A 17,399-nucleotide genomic window follows, 5' to 3' on the forward strand; every position below is an offset into this window, starting at 1 on the left:
ATTGCCTCGTTCATCGTTGGCGGCTCTTCGGATCCAGGGCGTCGCGCAGGGCATCGCCGAGCATAATGAAGCTCAGGACAGTGACCGAGAGCGCCATTGCCGGGTAAAGCAGGATCGCCGGGTTGGTGCGGACAGAGGATTTGGCTGCGGCGATGTCGTTGCCCCAGGACATGATGCTGCCTGGCAGACCGATACCGATGAACGACAGCGTGGCTTCCGCGACGATGAAGACGCCGAGCTCCATGGTGGCGAGGACGATGATCGGAGCGAGGGCGTTCGGCAGCACGTGCCTGATGAGTGAGCCGATGCGCGAGACGCCCAGCGAACGCGCAGCAGTCACGAAGTCGGCGTTGCGCACTTCGATCACCGCTCCGCGCGTGATCCGGGCCATCTGCGGCCAGCCCAGCACCACCAGGACCATGACCACGGTCCAGACACCCCGGTTTTCACGCATGAAGGGCAGCTGCGAGACCACCAGCGCGCCCAGGATAAGGGGCAGGGCGAAGAAGATGTCGCCGAGACGGGCAATTACCGAGTCGATCCAGCCGCCGTAGAATCCCGCGAGGGCGCCGAGGGTGACCCCGATGATGAGGACGAAGACCACGGAGAAGACGCCCACCATCAGCGATGCCTGGGTGCCGTGGATGATGCGGGAATACACGTCGCAGCCCTGGAAGGTGAAGCCGAGCGGGTGCCCGGCTGCCGGGGCGCCGTCGGAATTCGCCAGCTGGCAGTTGTCGTTCGGTGCCACCTGGGTGAACAGGCCCGGAAAGAGCGCCACGATGATGATCAGTGCGATCATCACGGCGGAAATGATGAACAGCGGACGACGGCGGAGCTTGCGCCAGGCATCGGCCCAGAGGCTCAGCGGTGCCTGGTCTGTTTTGAGCGAGTCTGTTGCGAGCAGAGGGGTCTCCTCCACGGGGGCAACGAAGTGCTCGATTACGCGGTTAGTTTTCATAACGGATCCTTGGATCAAGCCAGGCGTACAGCAAATCGACCAACAGGTTGGCAATGACGAAGACAAGCACCAGGACGCTGACGATCGCGACCACGGTGGGGCCCTCGCTGCGGATGACAGCCTGGAACAGCTTCTGGCCGACGCCCGGGACGTTGAAGATGCTCTCCGTGACGATGGCGCCGCCCATCAGGCCGCCGAGGCTGGCGCCCAGGTAGGTGATGACCGGAATCATCGAGTTACGCAGGATGTGGGTGACCACAACGCGGGGCCGTGACAGGCCCTTCGCGGTGGCGGTGCGCACGTAGTCCGCGTTCATGTTCTCGATCACCGATGCACGGGTGAGCCGCAGGACGTAGGCGAAGGAAACCAGTCCCAGCACAGTGGCCGGCAGGATCAGGTTGCCCCAGTCCGCGTTCGCTCCCACCGTTGGTTTCGCCCAGCCAAGCTGCACACCGATCAGCAGCTGCAGGACGAAGCCGAGTACGAAGGTGGGGATGGCGATGACCACCAGCGACGCGACGAGCACCGTCGCGTCGAAGATCTTCCCCTTGCGGAGTCCGGCAATGAGGCCGAAGGTCACGCCGAAAACAGTCTGGATGATGAGGGCTTCGACGGCAAGCATGACCGTCACCGGGAAGATCCGGCCAAGGGATGCCGCGATCGGCTGGCCGGTGAAATCGACTCCCAGGTTGAAGGTGAACAGGTTCTTGAGGAAGAGCCCGTACTGCACCCAGAACGGCTGGTCGAGGTTGTACTGCTGGCGGAGCTGCGCGATGACGGCTTCGCTGGGGGGCCGGTCGCCGAACAGCGCCCGGATGGGGTCGCCCGGAAGGGCAAAGACCATGAAGTAGACGAGCAGCGTGGTTCCGATGAACACCGGAATGATCTGCAGCAGGCGCCGGAGGATGTACTGGATCACAGCAACGCCTCCCGGGCGTTTATGGAGCTAAGGGGGATCATGTAGGACAGCTTTCGTGCCGGTTCCAAGGCTATGGGGGCCCGGCTGTGTGGCCGAACCCCCATGAGCTTTTTGACGTGGATTTGTTCCGAGGACTACTTGGCCGTGATGGCCCAGTACTGCAGAACACCGTTCCAGCCAGCGTCAACGTTGCTGACGTTCTGGCTCCAGACAGCCTGGCGTGCGGAGTACCACAGCGGCAGGTTGGGGAGTTCCTCGAAGAGGATCTCCTGGGCCTGGGTGAACTTCTTGTTGGCGTCGTCCGTGGACTTGGCGCCGAGGCCTTCGGTGAGGAGATTGTCGAACTCAGGGTTCGTGTAGCCCTCGTAGTTGGCGCTGGCACCGGTCTTCAGGAGCGGGCCGAGGAAGTTGTACAGCGACGGGTAGTCGGCCTGCCAGCCGGCCCGGGTCAGGCCGGGAAGGTCCTTGGCCGTACGCAGCTTCAGGATTTCAGCAAACTTGGCGAACGGCTGGCCTTCGGCCTTGATCCCCAGGTTGTTCTTGAAGTTGTTGGCAACGGCGTCGATCCATTCCTTGTTGCCGCCGTCAGTGTTGTAGGCGAGCTGCAAGGTCTTGTCAGCCGGCCACGGGCTGATGGCGTCGGCCTTCGTCCACAGGTCCTTCGCCTTGGCCGCGTCGAACTTCAGAACATCGGAACCGGCAACATCTTCGTTGTAGCCGTCAACGGCCGGGGAGGTGAAATCCTTGGCCGGGATGCGGGTTCCGGAGAAGATGACCTTGGTGATCTCTTCACGGTTGATGGCCATGGACAGCGCCTGGCGGCGGAGCTTGCCCGCCTCGCCCTGGAACTCGGGCAGGTAGCCCGGGATGTTCAGGGTGGAGTTGCCTGCATACGGCTTGTTCAGGTGGTTCTCCGGGAAGTCCGTGGTGTAGGTCTTCAGGGCGTCGGTCGGCAGGACGTCCGTGACATCGAGGTTGTTGCCCTGGATGTCGGTGTAGGCCGGAGCGGGATCGGTGTAGAACTTGAAGGTCACGCCGCCGTTCCTGGCAGCACGTGCACCCTGGTAGTCGGCGTTCTTGACCAGTTCGATCTGGCTGTCGTGCTGCCAGGCACCTTCCTTGGCCATCTTGTACGGGCCGTTGCCAACCGGGTTTTCGCCGAACTTCTTCGGGTCCTTAATGGCCTCTGCAGGCAGCGGCATAAAGGCGGAGTAGCCAAGGCGGAGGGGCCAGTCGGCTTCAGGCTGGGTCAGCTTGACCGTAATGGTTGAATCGTCCTTCAGTGCCAGGCCTGAGAGAGTTTCCGCGGTGGGGGCCGGAACGTCGGTGTCCTTGCCGTCCGCGCCCTTCTCCGTCTTGGTGGCGCTTACTGCGTCGTAGCCTTCGATGGACTCGAAGAAGCTGCTGTTGCTCTGGGCGTTGGTGCTCAGGGCGGCGAAGTTCCAGGCGTCAACAAAGCTCTTGGCGGTCACTTCCTCGCCGTTGGTGAACTTGCTGCCGGACTTGACCTTGATGGTGTAGTTCTGGCCGTCCGGGGACTCGATGGACTCTGCCAGTGCGTTAACCGACTTGCCGCTGGGGTCGTAGCTCCGCAGGCCCTCGAACAGGAGCTCGACGACGCGGCCGCCGTAGACCTCGCCCGTATCGGCGGGCATCAGGGGCTTCTGCGGTTCGTTGCTGTACGCGGTGATGACCTTGTTGGGGTCGCCTGCAGCCTGGCTGGCACCGTCTGTGGAGCCGCCTCCGGCGCCGCATCCGGTCAGGGCCAGGGCCGCGATGGCGACCATGCCCAGTGCTTTGGAAGTGCGCGAAAAACGCATTCCGCCTCCTATGAGTTGTGGGAGTTGAGTAGGGAAAGGCTTGTGCTTCCCCGCAGGCCGGGCACAGAGGTGTCCTGTGACGTGGCATACATAAGTGAGTAGCCTAACCTCACAATGTCCAAATATTGGAACTCTGTTGCCAAACTGTAACTCGGTCACAATTTGACCACTAGCGTCAACACTGGAGCATTTCAAGTCATATGTTACTCACTGGTATGCTACCTGCAATGTGACGGAGGCTACTCCACTCCACTCGCCAGCAACTGTGCCCGCAGCTCCCTCCGCTCACGCTGTTTTTCGGGGTCCGGCAAGGGCACCGCGGCAAGGAGTCGCTGGGTGTAGGGCTCCTGCGGGTTGCGGAGGATCTGGTCGCGGGTGCCTTGTTCCACGATCCTCCCCCGCTGCATCACGCAGATGCGGTCGGCCAGCACGTCGACCACCGCCAGGTCGTGCGTCACGAAGAGGCACGCGAAGCCGAGGTCCTTTTGGAGGTTCTGGAAAAGTTCAAGCACTTTGGCCTGGACGGACACGTCGAGTGCGGATGTCGGCTCGTCCGCCACCATCAGCTTGGGTTTGAGCGAGAGTGCCCGCGCAATGCCCACGCGCTGCTTTTGTCCGCCAGACAACTCATGCGGATACCGGTTGCGGTAGCTGCGGGGCAGTTCAACCTGGTCAAGCAGGGCCTCGATCCGCTTCTGCAGGCCGCTTCCTTTGGCCTCCCCGGCCAGGAACATAGGTTCGCCGATGCTCTCGCCGATCGGAAGGCGCGGGTTCAGCGACGACGACGGGTCCTGGAACACCATGCCGATGTGCCGTCGGACCTGATGCAGCTGCTTGCCGTTTTTCTTGGCGGCGGAAATGTCCTGGCCCACCACCCGCATGGTGCCGGCGGCGACTGGAAGCAGCCCCACGGCGGCCCGTCCGATGGTGGTCTTGCCGGAACCTGATTCGCCAACGAGCCCCACCACCTGGCCCGGGTAGATCACGAGGTTTGCGCCTTCGACGGCCCGGAAGGCGGGCACACGGCCCTGTTTGGGGTACTCGATGGCGACATCGGTAAGTTCAAGTACCGGTTCGCCCTGCGGCCGCTCGGCAGCCGCAGCGGCAGCAAGCGCGGCAGCGTTCTCCCGCTCGCGCCGGACCAGTTCCTCAGGATCCACCGACTCCAGTTCGGCGTGGGTCGCTGCGGCCAGCGCGGCGGTAACGTCCACCTCTTCGCCGGCCTCCGCACCGCCCTGGCCGAGGTGCGGCACTGCCGCCAGAAGTGCCTGGGTGTACTCGTGCCGGGGGTTGCGGAAGACCTGCTCGGCCGTTCCCGTCTCGACTATCAGGCCCTGCCGCATCACGGCGATCCGGTCTGCAAGGTCCGCCACCACGCCCATGTCGTGGGTAATCAGCACAATGGCGCTGTCCAGCTTGTTCCGCAGGTTGCGCATGAGATCCAGGATCTCGGCCTGGACCGTCACGTCCAAGGCTGTGGTGGGCTCGTCGGCAATCAGCAGTTTGGGGTCGCAGGACAGGGACTGGGCAATCATGGCCCGTTGCCGCTGGCCGCCGGACAACTGGTGCGGATAGGACCTGAAGGCCTTCTCCGGGTCCGGAAGCTCCACCAGTTCAAGCATCCGCAGCGCACGTTCCTTGGCCTGGGCCGGTGAAACTTCATTGTGTAGCCGTACTGTCTCCACGATCTGCGCGCCCACCGTGTACACGGGGTTGAGGGCGGTCATCGGCTCCTGGAAGATCACGGCCACATCCTTGCCGCGCACCTCCCGGATGTTGGCGGCGTTGGCGCCGAGGAGCTCTTTCCCGGAGAGGCGGACGCTGCCGGACACCCGGCTGTTGCTGGGCAGGAGGCCCAGCAAGGCCATGGAACTGGCACTCTTGCCGGAACCTGACTCCCCCACAATCGCCAGGACTTCGCCTGCCCTGACCTCGTAATTCAGGCCGATGGCCGCGGGCACCCACTTCTTGTCCACGCCGAAGTCCACGCTAAGGTCGCGGACCTCGAGGACAACCGCTCCCTTCGCCGGATCATGCGCCGGCGCGGGGTCCTGGTTCGGAGTGATGTTGTCAGTCATGACGGTTCCCTTCCGCCCAGGCCGCGTATGCACCGGAGATTAGTGCTGGGGCCTGGAATCCTGAATTATTAGGGGCATGAGCAGTGTGCCGCACGCCGGAAATGTTGAAGTCTTCAAAGCCCGCACCAACAAGTGGTTCGCGTGGCTCGCCTGGCTGGTTGCAGCGCTCGGCCTCGCCGTCACTGCGGCCGCCGGAGAACCGGCCGCCCTGCTGGGCACGGGCCCGCTGCTGCTGATCGGCTTTCTGGGCTGGCTGCTGTTCTGGATGCCGGCCGTGGTGATCCACGACGGCGGCATCACCCTGGAGAATCCGTTCCGCTCCGTTGACATTCCGTGGGCCGCCCTCGTGAACGTCGATACCCGGTTCGCCCTGACGCTGGTTACACCGGCACGGAACTATGTTTCCTGGGCGGCCCCCGCGCCAGGCATCTGGGGCGGCCGCAATGCCCGTCCCGAGGATCTCAAGGGCCTTCCTTCCGCGACCTACGGACCGGGAAAGTCCGTGCGCCCGGGGGACCTGAAAACCACCGATTCCGGCCAGGCGGCCCGGCTGGTGCGCGGGCGCTGGGAAGAACTGGTCGAAGCGGGCGCGCTGGATGCAGGCAATGCCGAGACAGCCGCCGTCACCGTGAAATTCCGCTGGATGGCAATTGCCGCCACGGTCGCGCTCCTGGCCGCAAGCTGCTGGGGCGTGGCGATTCCGTAGGGAGAATACCCGGACAGCCAGCATTCAGTCGCCCGCAGAGCCGTCGGCTGCCGAAGCGGAAATCTTCCGTGCCTCCGCAGGGGGCTTTACGTCTTTAGCCTTCTTGGCGTTGAACTTCTTCTGCCGTGGATCGAACGCATCACGAAGTCCGTCGCCGATGAAGTTGATGCTCAGGCAGATCAGGACGATGAAGAGGCCCGGGAACCAGAACAGCCATGGCCGGGTGGCGAATGCTTCCTGGTTTTGTGAGATGAGCAGACCCAACGAAGTGTCCGGTGACTTCACGCCGACGCCGAGGTAGCTCAGGGCCGTTTCCAGCAGGATGGCAGCGGACATGGTCAGGGTCACGTTGACGATCAGCACGCCGATGGCATTGGGCAGGATGTGCTTGAAAATGATCCGTGAATTGCTGGCGCCCGAGATGCGTGCCGCATCGACGAACTCCCGTTCACGGAGGGTGAGGAACTCCCCGCGCATCAGACGGGCGAGGCCGACCCAGCTGACGAGGCCGAGGAAGATTCCAAGGATCAGGATGCCGTTGCTGGCCGCGAACCCCGAAAACCAGCCGCCCTGGTCCCTACGGTTGACGCTCTGGGCCACCACGGCGGCGAGCAGCAGCACGGGGATGATGATGATGACGTCGGTGATCCGCATCAGCACGGCTTCGACCCAGCCGCGGAAGTACCCGGACAGGCCGCCGATCACGGTGCCCAGCAGGCCCGCAATGGTCCCGATGAGGAGCATGATGATGATGGACTGCTGGGCTCCACGCATGGTCATGGCGAAGAGGTCGCGGCCGATCCGGTCCTGTCCGAACGGGTGTTCGCCCCAGGCCGGCGGCCACAGGGACGCGGTCGGAACGCCGTCATTGACGAGCGGCGAGACGTCCAAGTGGTTGTATTTCCACCAGCCCGGAATCCCGGCCCAGCCCACGGAGGTGAACGCCATCAGGAAGATGATGGCAAAAATGAACAGGCCTACGATGGCTCCGCTGTGGCCCAGGAACCTCTTTCGGACTATCTGTCCCTGACTCAGCCCTTTCGCGTCCGGCTCAAGGGACGCACCCGGCGGCCTGGGGTGTGAGTGCTCGGCGAGGAATTCTTCCTGCTGGGTTGGCTGGCTCATGCCTTAATCCTTACGCGGGGATCGAGTGCGGAATACGCAAGGTCTGCGATCAGGTTGAACACCATCGCGGTCACTGCCACGCAAACGAAAACGCCCATGACGGGGTTGGGATCCGTGTGCATGATGCCGTCCAGGAAGAGGAACCCCATGCCCCGGACGGAGAACACGGTCTCCGTGATGACGGCACCGCCGATGAGGGCCCCGATATCAAATGCAACGATGGTAGCGATGGGAATCAGCGCGTTGCGGAACGCGTGTCCCATCACCACGGACCTCTCAGAGAGGCCTTTGGCCCGGGCCGTCCTGATGTAATCCATGTTCATGATTTCCAGCATGGACGACCGGGTGAACCGCGTGTAGCTTGCCAGCGAAACAAGGATCAGGGCCATGGTCGGAAGAATCAGGTGGGTGAAGGTATCCAGTGTCAGGATCCAGAAGTCGCCCTGGATATTGGGGGTGCCTGCCCCGATGGTGGCGATCGGCCTGCCCCGGACCCTGCTGTTGCTGAAGTAGCTGAGCCAGGCCTGCATGAATCGGTCCATGAGGACCAGGCCGCCCACCAGGAAGGAAGTGATGCCGGCGGCGCGCATTGACTGGCCCCGGTCGTAACCGCCCATCAGGTAGCCGACGGCTAGGCCCACGCCGACTGTCGCGATGCCCAGCAGGACGATCATGACGGCCGTCGCCTGGTTCAGGAGCGGCTGGACCGCGAAGTACGCCACCACTCCAAGTGCCACAACGATCAGCGACGCCTGCAGCGCCTTACGGTTCTTGAGCCCCGCCACCAGGAGGGTGACGGCGAAGGCCAGGCCTACCCCGGCAATTGCAATGACCACGGGGCCAAGGCCGGGGTTCCGGAACCACTGGACAACGGAGAAATAGACCAGGATGAGGCTGACTGCGAGGAACACAATGCCGCCTGAAACTATGCGGCGACGGGCCGCCCCGCCCACGGCTACGGCCACGATCAGGCCCGCGACGGCGCCGATCCCCAGGGCCACGGGCAGCGGAATTTCAGGATTGCGGAGAAAGTCGTTGAAGCCGATGGCCCCGTATTCCTTCAGCAGCACCGCAACCCAGAAGATGGGTAGCGAGAAGAACAGGAAGGCCATGAACGTCACGCCGTAGTCCAGGGCGCTGTACTGCCGAAGCGCCGTGATGATGCCCAGGGCAATGCCGATAAGGATGGCCAGGATCGTGGCACCGGTGACAAGTGTCAGGGTCTGCACCAGCGCAAATCCCAGCGCATCGGTAATCGGCTGTCCGGCGATATTCTTTCCGAGGTCGCAGGAGCTGCCGAAAGGAACGAGGCACCTGGCTGCCCCGCTGAGCCATTTGAAGTACCGGAGTGGCGCAGGGGTGTCCAGGTCAAGAAGCTGGCTGCGCGAGTCCATGAGCTGTTGTTTGTTCGGAGCGCTGCTTGCGCGGAACTCCTCCAGCGGATCCCCTGACGACGCTGTCAGGAGATACACGAGGAATGATGCCCCGAGAAGTATGAGTGCGGCCGTAATCAGTCGCCGGACGATGTACGTCACCATGGTGCAAAGCCTCGATATCCGGGCCGGGGTCTCGCCGGGCCCATCGCTGAATCAGTCCGGCTGCCCGCATGAGGTGGGCGGGAAGCCGGCAGAGTGCCGGTGGTGCCGGAGAAGGCGCCGGGACGTTCGTGCATTTGTCCCGGCGCCTTCACCTGCTGTTTACTCGCTGAGCGGGGGCTTTACTTCTCAGCCCACTCCCAGAAGTTCCACCAGACACCGGTCTGGTTCGGCATGAACTTCACGCCCGTGATCCGGTCGCTGTAAGCGTCCACTCCGACGGACTGGAAGAGCGGAAGGCCGTAGGCGGACTCCCAGATCTTCTTGTCGATCTCCTTGCTGAGCTCATCCTGCTTGCTGCGGTCGGTGGTGACGATCAGTTCGTCCATCAGCTTGTCTGCTTCCGGATCGCTGAACTGGTTGAAGTTGGATCCGTTGCCGCTGCGGAAGATCTGAGGTACGCCGGAAACACCGACACCCGGGTTGATCCAGCCGAAGATGGTGGCGTCATAGCTGCCGTCGCCGAGGGCCTTGCCCCAGTCAGACTTGCCGAGGCCGCCGTCGACGATCTTGAAGCCGGCCTTGGTGGCGGATTCGCGGATCAGGGAGAAAGCGTCAACGCGGTTGGGGTTGTCCTTGTTGTACATGATCCGGATTTCAGGCGTCTTACCGGCAAGCAGCGCCTTGGCACCGTCGATGTCCACGTCCTGGTATGCGGAAGAACCGTTGTTCTTGGCCGAATCGGCGTATGCAGCCTGGGCCGGAACAAACAGCTGCGAGTCCAGCGGCTTGGCCTCCGGGTCGAGCTTCTTCACAATCTTGTCCACAATGTCCTTGCGCGGGACGGTCTTCATGAACGCCTCACGGACGCTCTTTTCGGCCAGCGGACCCGAGTAGTTCAGGTCGATGTGGTCGTAGGAGAGCTGGTTGCCCTGTTCCACGGTGACGCCCTGGCTTTCGAGCGCCTTGAGCTGCTCGATGGTATCTGCCGAGGCCTGCGGAGCAATGATGTCCGCTTCACCGTTCTTGAGCGCCTGCACCTGTGCCGGAGCGGAACCGATGTAGCGGACGGTGATTTCGTCCAGGCTGGCTTCCGGGCCCCAGTTGTAGTCCTTGTTGCGGACCATGGTCAGGGACTGGTCCTGGGTGACGCTCTTAACGATGTACGGGCCGTTGGAGAGGAAGAGGCTCGGATCGGACGGCAGGGTCTTGGTGTCGAAGCCGGTGTTCCAAAGATCCGCCATGGCCTTCAGCTTCTCGTCGGCCGGCTTCGGGGCCTTGGGATCGCCCTTCGGCTTTTCTTTCAGGTAGTCCACCAGCGCCTGCGCGTCGGTCAGTCCGGCCTTCTTGGCCAGCACGTGCGCTGCGATGTCGATCCCGGGGCCGCCAAGGATGGTTTCCCAGTCGGCGAAGGGCTTGGAGTACTTGATGGTCATGGAGCGGTTGCTGTCACCGATTTCGGGGAAGTCGGTGAGCTTGAGGCCGGTGGGATCACCCGCGTAGGAGAAGTAGGACGTGCCGGTCTTCGCTTCCGGGTCGGCGTCGTCGTAGTAGCCCGAGAAAGCAGTCCACTGCAGCAGGAGGTCGGCTGCCGTCACCGGAGTGCCGTCGGACCATTTGACTCCCTCATTGATGGTGTACTTCACCGTCAGGGGGTCATCGGAAGTCTTTTCCATCTTGCCGAACTTCTCGTTGCGAACAACATTCAGCTGGTTGTCGATGTAATAGAAACCCGAGTGGGTGGCGTAGCTGATCTTCGAGTTGATGTCAGTGTTGCCGTCGGCAGTGTTGGGGTTGAACGTGTTGAACGCGTTCACCTCGACCACCGTGGCTGAACCACCCTGTTTGCCGGCAGTAGCGCTTGACGGGGTTGTCCCGCCGCTGTTGCCGGCGCAGGCGCTGAGAGCTAGCGCAGCAGCAGCCGCGACGCCTATCGCTTTGGAAATACGACCTAAGCGCATTCCGCCTCCTATGTTTCTGTGGTGTTGAAAAGACCGCCGCTGTAGGCGCCGGCCAGACCGCCCATTCCCCCAGTGAGAATGTGGCTAGCCTCACATGAGCAGTAGCCTAGACCCGAAAAGAATGCCCATGGGACCAAAGTTGCCCGTGGGTAAAGGTTGTTACCGAGCTGCAACAATGGACAGCCGAAACGTTGTTAACCGCGGGAGAACGCGGAAGAGGATAACTCCCCGGGGTTGGTCCAACCACGAGAAAAGCCCCGATTCCGGAGGAATCGGGGCTTTCACTGTCAATGCTCAATCACTGACTGTGTCTGTGCCTTGCGGCGCTGCCTGCTAGACGTTGAAGCGGAACTCAACCACGTCGCCGTCGGCCATGACATATTCCTTGCCTTCGATGCGGACCTTGCCGCGGGCCTTGGCCTCAGCCATGGAGCCGGCCTCGATGAGGTCGTCGAAGGAGACAACTTCGGCCTTGATGAAGCCGCGCTGGAAATCGGAGTGGATCACGCCGGCCGCCTGCGGGGCGGTGTCCCCCTGGTGGATGGTCCAGGCGCGGGTTTCCTTGGGACCGGCCGTCAGGTAGGTCTGCAGTCCCAGCGTGTGGAAGCCGACGCGCGCCAGCTGGTCGAGGCCTGACTCGTCCTGGCCGTTCATTTCCAGCATTTCGCGGGCTTCTTCCTCGTCCAGCTCCACGAGGTCGGATTCAAGCTTGGCGTCGAGGAAGACGGCGTCCGCCGGAGCGACCATGGCGCGCAGTTCTTCCTGTTTTTCGGGGTTGCCCAGAATTCCTTCGTCCGAGTTGAAGACGTAGATGAAGGGCTTGGCGGTGAGAAGGCCGAGCTCCTTGAGGTGCCCCATCTCGAGCTTGTCGCTCTTGATCGAGGAGAAGATGGTGTCGCCGCGTTCAAGTACGGCCTGTGCCGCCTTGATGGCGGCCAGTTCGGCCGCGTCGCGCTTTTTGATCTTGACTTCTTTTTCGATCCGCGGAATGGCATTTTCGATGGTCTGAAGATCAGCCAGGATCAGTTCGGTGTTGATGGTCTCCATATCGGAGCGGGGATCCACCTTGCCGTCAACGTGGATGACGTCGGGGTCATCGAACACGCGGACGACCTGCGCGATGGCCTCCGCTTCGCGGATGTTGGCGAGGAACTTGTTGCCCAGGCCCTCGCCCTCCGACGCGCCCTTGACGATACCGGCGATGTCGACGAACGACACCGGAGCAGGCAGCAGGCGCTGCGATCCGAAGACAGCGGCCAGCTTGGCAAGCCGCGGGTCCGGCAGGTTGACCACACCGACGTTCGGCTCGATCGTAGCGAAGGGGTAGTTCGCAGCGAGCACCTGGTTGCGGGTCAGTGCGTTGAAAAGGGTTGATTTGCCGACGTTGGGCAGTCCGACGATGCCAATAGTAAGAGCCACGAGCACTAATTCTACCGGTAATCGGGCCAGGCCCTTATCTGACGCCTCGCGCGCGGGCGTCTGCGCCAAAAATGTCAGGGGCCCGTGCCAAAGTGAACCCATGGACGCTTTTGCACTGATACTTGCCCTGCTGATGCTGATACTCGGCGCCGTGATAGGCGCAGCCTGCACCTATGTGGTGTTCCGGCGCCGGACCGTGGCCCTGGAGCAGGATTTCGACGGCGTCTCGGCCCGCCTTTCGGAGGTCAACGCGCAGTTCGCGGCGGCCGACGCTGAGCGGCGCCTTCTGTCGGTACAGAACCGGGAGCTGGGCGAGTCACGCAACCAGGACGGCAGCGTCCTCCGGGCGCTCGCCCCTGTGGCGGAGAAGCTCACGGCAGTGCAGCAGCAGGTGTCCCTTCTGGAACGCGACCGCTTGGAACAATACGGGCAGCTGGCACAGCAGTTACAGGAAGCACGTCTCTCCGACGCGCAGCTTCTCCGCTCAACCCATGCCCTGGAGTCCGCCCTGCGGTCCAACAGCGCCCGCGGCCAGTGGGGTGAAGTCCAGCTGCGGCGGGTTGTGGAAGCCGCCGGCATGCTCCGCCACGTGGACTTCCACGAGCAGCAACACAGCGCCGGTGCGGGCGCCGCTGTACGGCCCGACCTCGTAGTCCAGCTCCCTGGTGAGAAGCAGCTGGTGGTCGACGCCAAGGTGCCCTTGTCGTCCTACCTTGAGGCCCAGGACCTGGGGACTTCGGCGGGACGCCAGCAGCAGGGGCCCGCACTCAACGGCCAGAACGCGTTGCTGGCAGCACACGCCAAAGCCCTCAAAGCCCATGTGGACGCTCTGAGCAACAAGAAGTATTGGGACATTCCCGGCAACTCGCCGGAACTCGTGATCTGCTTCCTGCCGGCAGAATCCATTCTGGCCGCCGCGCTGGCGGCGGATCCCGGCCTCCTGGACTACGCGCTGGCCAAGAACGTGGTGCTGGCGTCCCCCGGCACATTGCTGGCCGTCTTGAAGTCCGTGGCTTTCACCTGGCGCCAGGACGTGCTGACAGACAGCGCACGGGAGCTGTTCGAGCTGGCGCGGCAACTCTACGAGCGGATGGGAACGCTCGGCGAAAACGTCACCAAGCTGGGGTCGTCGCTGAAAACGTCCGTGGACCGCTACAACTCGATGGTCGGAACACTCGAAGCGCGTGTCCTTCCCACGGCGCGAAAGCTCAACGCACTGGAAGCCGACGGGCTGGTGACGCCGCCCGCGATCGAGGTGACGCCGCGGTCGGTGGCTGCCCCGGAACTCCAATCGGAGGAGTCAGCCGCGTAGCCCGCGGTGGCGCTTCCCGCCCGGCCGCGTAACCCGCAGCCGGGCAGGAGTCAGCCCGGCAGGAGTCAGCCGGCTGGCTGTCAGGCCCGCGCTCCGCGTCCGCCCAGGGCACGGGTCACGTCGCCGGACTTCTTGAGAGTGGCGCGCAGCTCCTTGGGCAGGGAGAAGAGCAGGTCTTCCTCCGCAGTAACCACTTCTTCCACGGCACCGTAGCCGTAGTCGGCCAGGAGCCGGAGCACGTCCTTGACCAGGACCTCCGGAACAGATGCGCCGGACGTCACGCCAACTGTCGCGACGCCTTCGAACCAGGCCTCATCCACTTCGTTGGCGAAGTCGACGCGGTAGGAGGCCTTTGCACCGTACTCCAGCGCAACCTCCACGAGGCGGACGGAGTTTGAGGAGTTGGCTGAGCCCACCACAATGACCAGGTCGGCCTGCGGAGAGATCTTCTTAATAGCCACCTGCCGGTTGGTGGTGGCGTAGCAGATGTCATCGCTGGGCGGATCCTGGAGCGTCGGGAAGCGTTCCTTCAGCAACCGGACCGTTTCCATCGTTTCATCCACGCTCAGAGTGGTCTGCGAAAGCCAGATAACCTTTTCCGGATCCCGGACCGTCACCTTGTCCACCTCGTGCGGGCCGTTGATGATCTGGATGTGCTCGGGCGCTTCGCCGGCCGTTCCTTCAACTTCCTCGTGGCCGTCATGGCCAATGAGGAGGATGTCGAAGTCGTCCTTGGCGAAACGGACGGCTTCCCGGTGCACCTTGGTCACCAGCGGACACGTGGCGTCAATGGTGCGCAGGCCGCGGTCCTCTGCCGACTGCACCACTGCGGGCGATACACCGTGGGCCGAAAAGATCACCAGGGCACCTTCGGGGACCTCATCGGTCTCATCAACGAAGATGGCTCCCTTCTCCTCCAGCGAGCTCACGACGTGGACGTTGTGAACGATCTGCTTGCGGACGTACACCGGCGGGCCATAGTGTTCCAGCGCCTTCTCAACCGCAATGACTGCCCGGTCCACTCCGGCGCAGTATCCGCGGGGAGCCGCAAGGAGCACCTTCTTGGGACCCTGCACGGGGGCCGCAGCCAGCACGTCCTCAGGCGACCGGCGCCTGCGTGGAATTGACGGCATGGGGATGGAGACTGCTGAGGTGGTCATTGTTCAATGCTACCGGGAACGCTGGTCACGTCCGGCGCCCGAAACAACGGCGCCGGCAACGACGCGGAGAATGACACCGGCAACGATGAGGACTGCGCCCGCGATGAGTGTCGCCAGGATCCACTGCCCGAACCGCTCGGAGGATGCCGCCACAAATTCGCTCTTGAAGATGTCCGCCACTTCGTTCCCGCTTGCTGTCCCGCCTACCGCGAGGCCGGCCGCGTCGGAGCCGAGTTTCCACACCGCCGCCAGCACCAGCGCTCCTGCTCCCGTGCCCACCAGCACAATCCAGCGACGGCGCGCGGCAATGAGGGCCAGCAGGAGCGCAATAGCGGAGCCGGCAGCCACCGCATTACCCATGGGGGCATAGGCCGACACCTGGTCCACGAGTTGCCGCTGGCTCGGCTGTCCGATGCCGATGAGCGTCTGATCCGGCGCGTCCAGCGGAACGTTCGTTGCTTCCGAGATCTGTTTGGTCAGCAGGCCGACCAGGGGCGCTACGTCCAGGGTGAGGGATGTGGACGGTTCAGCGTCCGTCGAGCCGGATCCGGAACCCTGGAAATTAAGCCGGTGGCTTTTCCTCAGCGTCTCCTCCCAGGCTGCCGGATAACCCGGGAGCGTCGTCAGGGACTTGGCAGCCGCATCCAGGATCGGCTGCACCAGTTCCGTGAACGGCTCAGGAATCCGGCCGGCGGGATCGATGCTGCCAACTGCTGCCGAAGCCAGCCGCTCCTGGAAGACGGCGTCCTTGCCCAGCGGAGCGGCGAGGGACACAAAGCCGTCCTCCTGCACAATGTTCCGGTCAACCCAGATGGCGGGAACGGCGACGGCGGCCAGCAGCAGTCCAAGGATGACGGCGGCAGCTGAGACAAAGGTGCGCAAGGGATTCCTCGGTTGTTGGGGGCGGTACTGCCATCCTAGGGGTGCCGGCGGGGAAGCAAAAAATGTCGCCGGACAGTGGTACAGCTATGGATAGAGTTGATTCGGTTTGATGCCAGTCCGTTTTGATGCACTGCCACCCGCAAAGGATTCCCATGCCCCAGGCTCCCTCCCCGTCACGGGCTTCCCATGCCTGACAACATGCCCGCGGCCACCACCGTTCCTGCCACGGCTGCCGAAACGAGCCCGGACAACCCGTGGCCCCTGCAGCTCCTGTCCCAGAAGCTCAAAGCACACATCGACCGGACGCCCTCAGCGTGGGTCGAAGGCCAGGTCATTGAGTTGAACCGCAGGGGCGGCAGCGCCTTCATGACGCTCCGGGACGTCGACGCCGAGATTTCGCTGCCCGCGTCGATTTGGTCGAAGGTGCTGGACCGCCAGGACGTTCCCCTGGAGCGGGGATCCAGGGTGGTGGCACTCCTGAAAGCCGAATTCTGGCTGAAGACCGGACGCCTCAACATGTCGGTGAAGGACATCCGGCCGGTGGGGCTCGGGGATTTGCTGGCGCGGATTGAGCGGCTTCGCCACGCTCTTTCCATGGAAGGACTTTTTGCCGATTCCCGGAAAAAACGCCTCCCGCTCCTCCCCCACCGGATCGGCCTGATCACCGGACGCGACTCCGACGCCAAGAAAGACGTGTTGCGCAATGCCGCGCTCCGGTGGCCCGCCGTCGAATTCGAAATCCGGGAAGTCGCCGTGCAGGGAAACACCGCCGTTTCCCAGATTATGGGCGCGCTCCGGGAACTCGATGCCGATCCCCATGTTGACGTCATTGTGATTGCCCGCGGCGGCGGTGCACTCGAGGACCTCCTCCCCTTCAGCAATGAGGATCTGATCAGGGCGGTGTCCAACGCCTCCACGCCGGTGGTCAGCGCGATCGGCCACGAGGCGGACCGCCCCATCCTCGACGACGTCGCGGACCTTCGGGCCTCCACCCCCACGGATGCCGCCAAGCGGATTGTTCCCGACGTCGTGGAGGAACTTGCCCGTGTGCGGCAGGCCCGTGACCAGCTCCGGCGCGGAGTAAACCGGCTGGTGGAACGGGAATCCGACCGGCTGGCATCCCTGCATTCACGGCCCGTGCTCGCTGCACCGGAGGTCATGGTCAGCGCCCGCGCCGAAGACGTGGCACGGCTCAGCAGCCGCTCCCGTGCAGCCATCAGCACGGCAGTGCTGAGGGGGGCCGATCAGATCCACCATCTCCGCAGCCAGGTGCGCTCCCTCTCCCCGCAGCAGACGCTGGACCGGGGCTACGCCGTGGTGCAGGTCGCCGGAACGGCGCAGGCCGAAGACGCACCGCTGGCAGTCGTTCGGCGCCCCTCGCAGGCTCCGGAGGGCTCGGATCTTTTCGTCCGGGTTGCCGGCGGCTCCTTTTCCGCCCGGTCCACGGGCGGCCAGCGGATTTCCGACAACTGAACCGGCAGCGCGCCGGACACATCCCGGCAGCACCCATCCACTCACCTA

At 63.5% G+C, this 17,399-nt stretch carries 13 protein-coding genes; 3 read left to right on the forward strand and 10 right to left on the reverse strand.

The genetic code is table 11. The annotated features are described in order from the left end of the window. Positions 1-10: 10 nt before the first annotated feature. The 4 genes from AC1MDG_RS14235 to AC1MDG_RS14250 form a co-directional block, all read right to left on the reverse strand. Positions 11-961 carry an ABC transporter permease gene (locus tag AC1MDG_RS14235; protein WP_479804608.1) on the reverse strand — a complete coding sequence of 317 codons (951 nt, stop codon included), beginning with the start codon at positions 959-961 and terminating at the stop codon, positions 11-13. Then, positions 951-1,880 carry an ABC transporter permease gene (locus AC1MDG_RS14240; protein ID WP_043482797.1) on the reverse strand — a complete coding sequence of 310 codons (930 nt, stop codon included), beginning with the start codon at positions 1,878-1,880 and terminating at the stop codon, positions 951-953. The genes AC1MDG_RS14235 and AC1MDG_RS14240 overlap by 11 nt, the downstream gene beginning before the upstream one ends. A gap of 134 nt (positions 1,881-2,014) precedes the next feature. Further along, entirely contained in the window at positions 2,015-3,700 is a 1,686-nt protein-coding gene (locus AC1MDG_RS14245; RefSeq protein WP_479804609.1) for a peptide ABC transporter substrate-binding protein, read from the reverse strand. Between the two features lie 239 nt (positions 3,701-3,939). Further along, entirely contained in the window at positions 3,940-5,778 is a 1,839-nt protein-coding gene (locus AC1MDG_RS14250) for an ABC transporter ATP-binding protein (RefSeq protein ID WP_479804611.1), read from the reverse strand. A 76-nt stretch (positions 5,779-5,854) separates the two neighbouring features. Between AC1MDG_RS14250 and AC1MDG_RS14255 the strand changes: the two genes are divergently transcribed. Next, the gene (locus tag AC1MDG_RS14255) at positions 5,855-6,484 is read left to right on the forward strand and encodes a PH domain-containing protein (protein ID WP_479804612.1); all 630 of its coding nucleotides are present in this window, start codon (positions 5,855-5,857) and stop codon (positions 6,482-6,484) included. Positions 6,485-6,508: 24 nt separating this feature from the next. Here the strand turns inward: AC1MDG_RS14255 and AC1MDG_RS14260 are convergent, their stop codons facing one another. The 4 genes from AC1MDG_RS14260 to ychF all read right to left on the reverse strand — a co-directional run bounded on the left by AC1MDG_RS14260 (position 6,509) and on the right by ychF (position 12,524). Continuing rightward, positions 6,509-7,609 carry an ABC transporter permease gene (locus tag AC1MDG_RS14260; protein ID WP_479804613.1) on the reverse strand — a complete coding sequence of 367 codons (1,101 nt, stop codon included), beginning with the start codon at positions 7,607-7,609 and terminating at the stop codon, positions 6,509-6,511. Then, on the reverse strand, positions 7,606-9,147 hold the full coding sequence (locus tag AC1MDG_RS14265) for an ABC transporter permease (RefSeq protein WP_479804614.1): 1,542 nt from the start codon (positions 9,145-9,147) through the stop codon (positions 7,606-7,608). Before AC1MDG_RS14265 ends, AC1MDG_RS14260 begins: the two co-directional genes overlap by 4 nt. Positions 9,148-9,326: 179 nt before the next feature. Next, positions 9,327-11,105, reverse strand: a complete 1,779-nt coding sequence (locus tag AC1MDG_RS14270) for an ABC transporter family substrate-binding protein (RefSeq protein WP_043482808.1) — start codon at positions 11,103-11,105, stop codon at positions 9,327-9,329. 333 nt (positions 11,106-11,438) lie between these two features. Further along, entirely contained in the window at positions 11,439-12,524 is a 1,086-nt protein-coding gene (ychF, locus tag AC1MDG_RS14275; RefSeq protein WP_479804617.1) for a redox-regulated ATPase YchF, read from the reverse strand. 100 nt (positions 12,525-12,624) lie between these two features. Here ychF and AC1MDG_RS14280 point away from each other — a divergent pair, with 100 nt between their 5' ends. Beyond that, entirely contained in the window at positions 12,625-13,836 is a 1,212-nt protein-coding gene (locus AC1MDG_RS14280; RefSeq protein ID WP_479804618.1) for a DNA recombination protein RmuC, read from the forward strand. 80 nt (positions 13,837-13,916) lie between these two features. Here AC1MDG_RS14280 and AC1MDG_RS14285 read toward each other — a convergent pair whose 3' ends face one another. After that, a complete protein-coding gene (locus AC1MDG_RS14285; RefSeq protein ID WP_043482810.1) occupies positions 13,917-14,996 on the reverse strand; it encodes a 4-hydroxy-3-methylbut-2-enyl diphosphate reductase in 1,080 nt (359 codons plus the stop codon). Positions 14,997-15,005: 9 nt separating this feature from the next. Beyond that, positions 15,006-15,878 carry a hypothetical protein gene (locus tag AC1MDG_RS14290; RefSeq protein ID WP_479804620.1) on the reverse strand — a complete coding sequence of 291 codons (873 nt, stop codon included), beginning with the start codon at positions 15,876-15,878 and terminating at the stop codon, positions 15,006-15,008. Positions 15,879-16,064: 186 nt separating this feature from the next. Here AC1MDG_RS14290 and xseA point away from each other — a divergent pair, with 186 nt between their 5' ends. Further along, entirely contained in the window at positions 16,065-17,351 is a 1,287-nt protein-coding gene (gene xseA, locus AC1MDG_RS14295; RefSeq protein ID WP_479804622.1) for an exodeoxyribonuclease VII large subunit, read from the forward strand. Positions 17,352-17,399: the final 48 nt, after the last annotated feature.

The organism is Arthrobacter sp. AIWTK1 (assembly GCF_056680535.1).

Excerpts from the sequence above, each read along its gene's own strand:
- AC1MDG_RS14285 (WP_043482810.1), bottom strand. The coding sequence starts at position 14,996 with ATGACCACCTCAGCAGTCTCCATCCCCATGCCGTCAATTCCACGCAGG.
- AC1MDG_RS14260 (WP_479804613.1), bottom strand. The coding sequence starts at position 7,609 with ATGAGCCAGCCAACCCAGCAGGAAGAATTCCTCGCCGAGCACTCACAC.
- AC1MDG_RS14245 (WP_479804609.1), bottom strand. The coding sequence starts at position 3,700 with ATGCGTTTTTCGCGCACTTCCAAAGCACTGGGCATGGTCGCCATCGCG.
- AC1MDG_RS14250 (WP_479804611.1), bottom strand. The coding sequence starts at position 5,778 with ATGACTGACAACATCACTCCGAACCAGGACCCCGCGCCGGCGCATGAT.
- AC1MDG_RS14235 (WP_479804608.1), bottom strand. The coding sequence starts at position 961 with ATGAAAACTAACCGCGTAATCGAGCACTTCGTTGCCCCCGTGGAGGAG.
- AC1MDG_RS14265 (WP_479804614.1), bottom strand. The coding sequence starts at position 9,147 with ATGGTGACGTACATCGTCCGGCGACTGATTACGGCCGCACTCATACTT.
- AC1MDG_RS14280 (WP_479804618.1), top strand. The coding sequence starts at position 12,625 with ATGGACGCTTTTGCACTGATACTTGCCCTGCTGATGCTGATACTCGGC.
- xseA (WP_479804622.1), top strand. The coding sequence starts at position 16,065 with ATGCCTGACAACATGCCCGCGGCCACCACCGTTCCTGCCACGGCTGCC.
- AC1MDG_RS14270 (WP_043482808.1), bottom strand. The coding sequence starts at position 11,105 with ATGCGCTTAGGTCGTATTTCCAAAGCGATAGGCGTCGCGGCTGCTGCT.
- AC1MDG_RS14255 (WP_479804612.1), top strand. The coding sequence starts at position 5,855 with ATGAGCAGTGTGCCGCACGCCGGAAATGTTGAAGTCTTCAAAGCCCGC.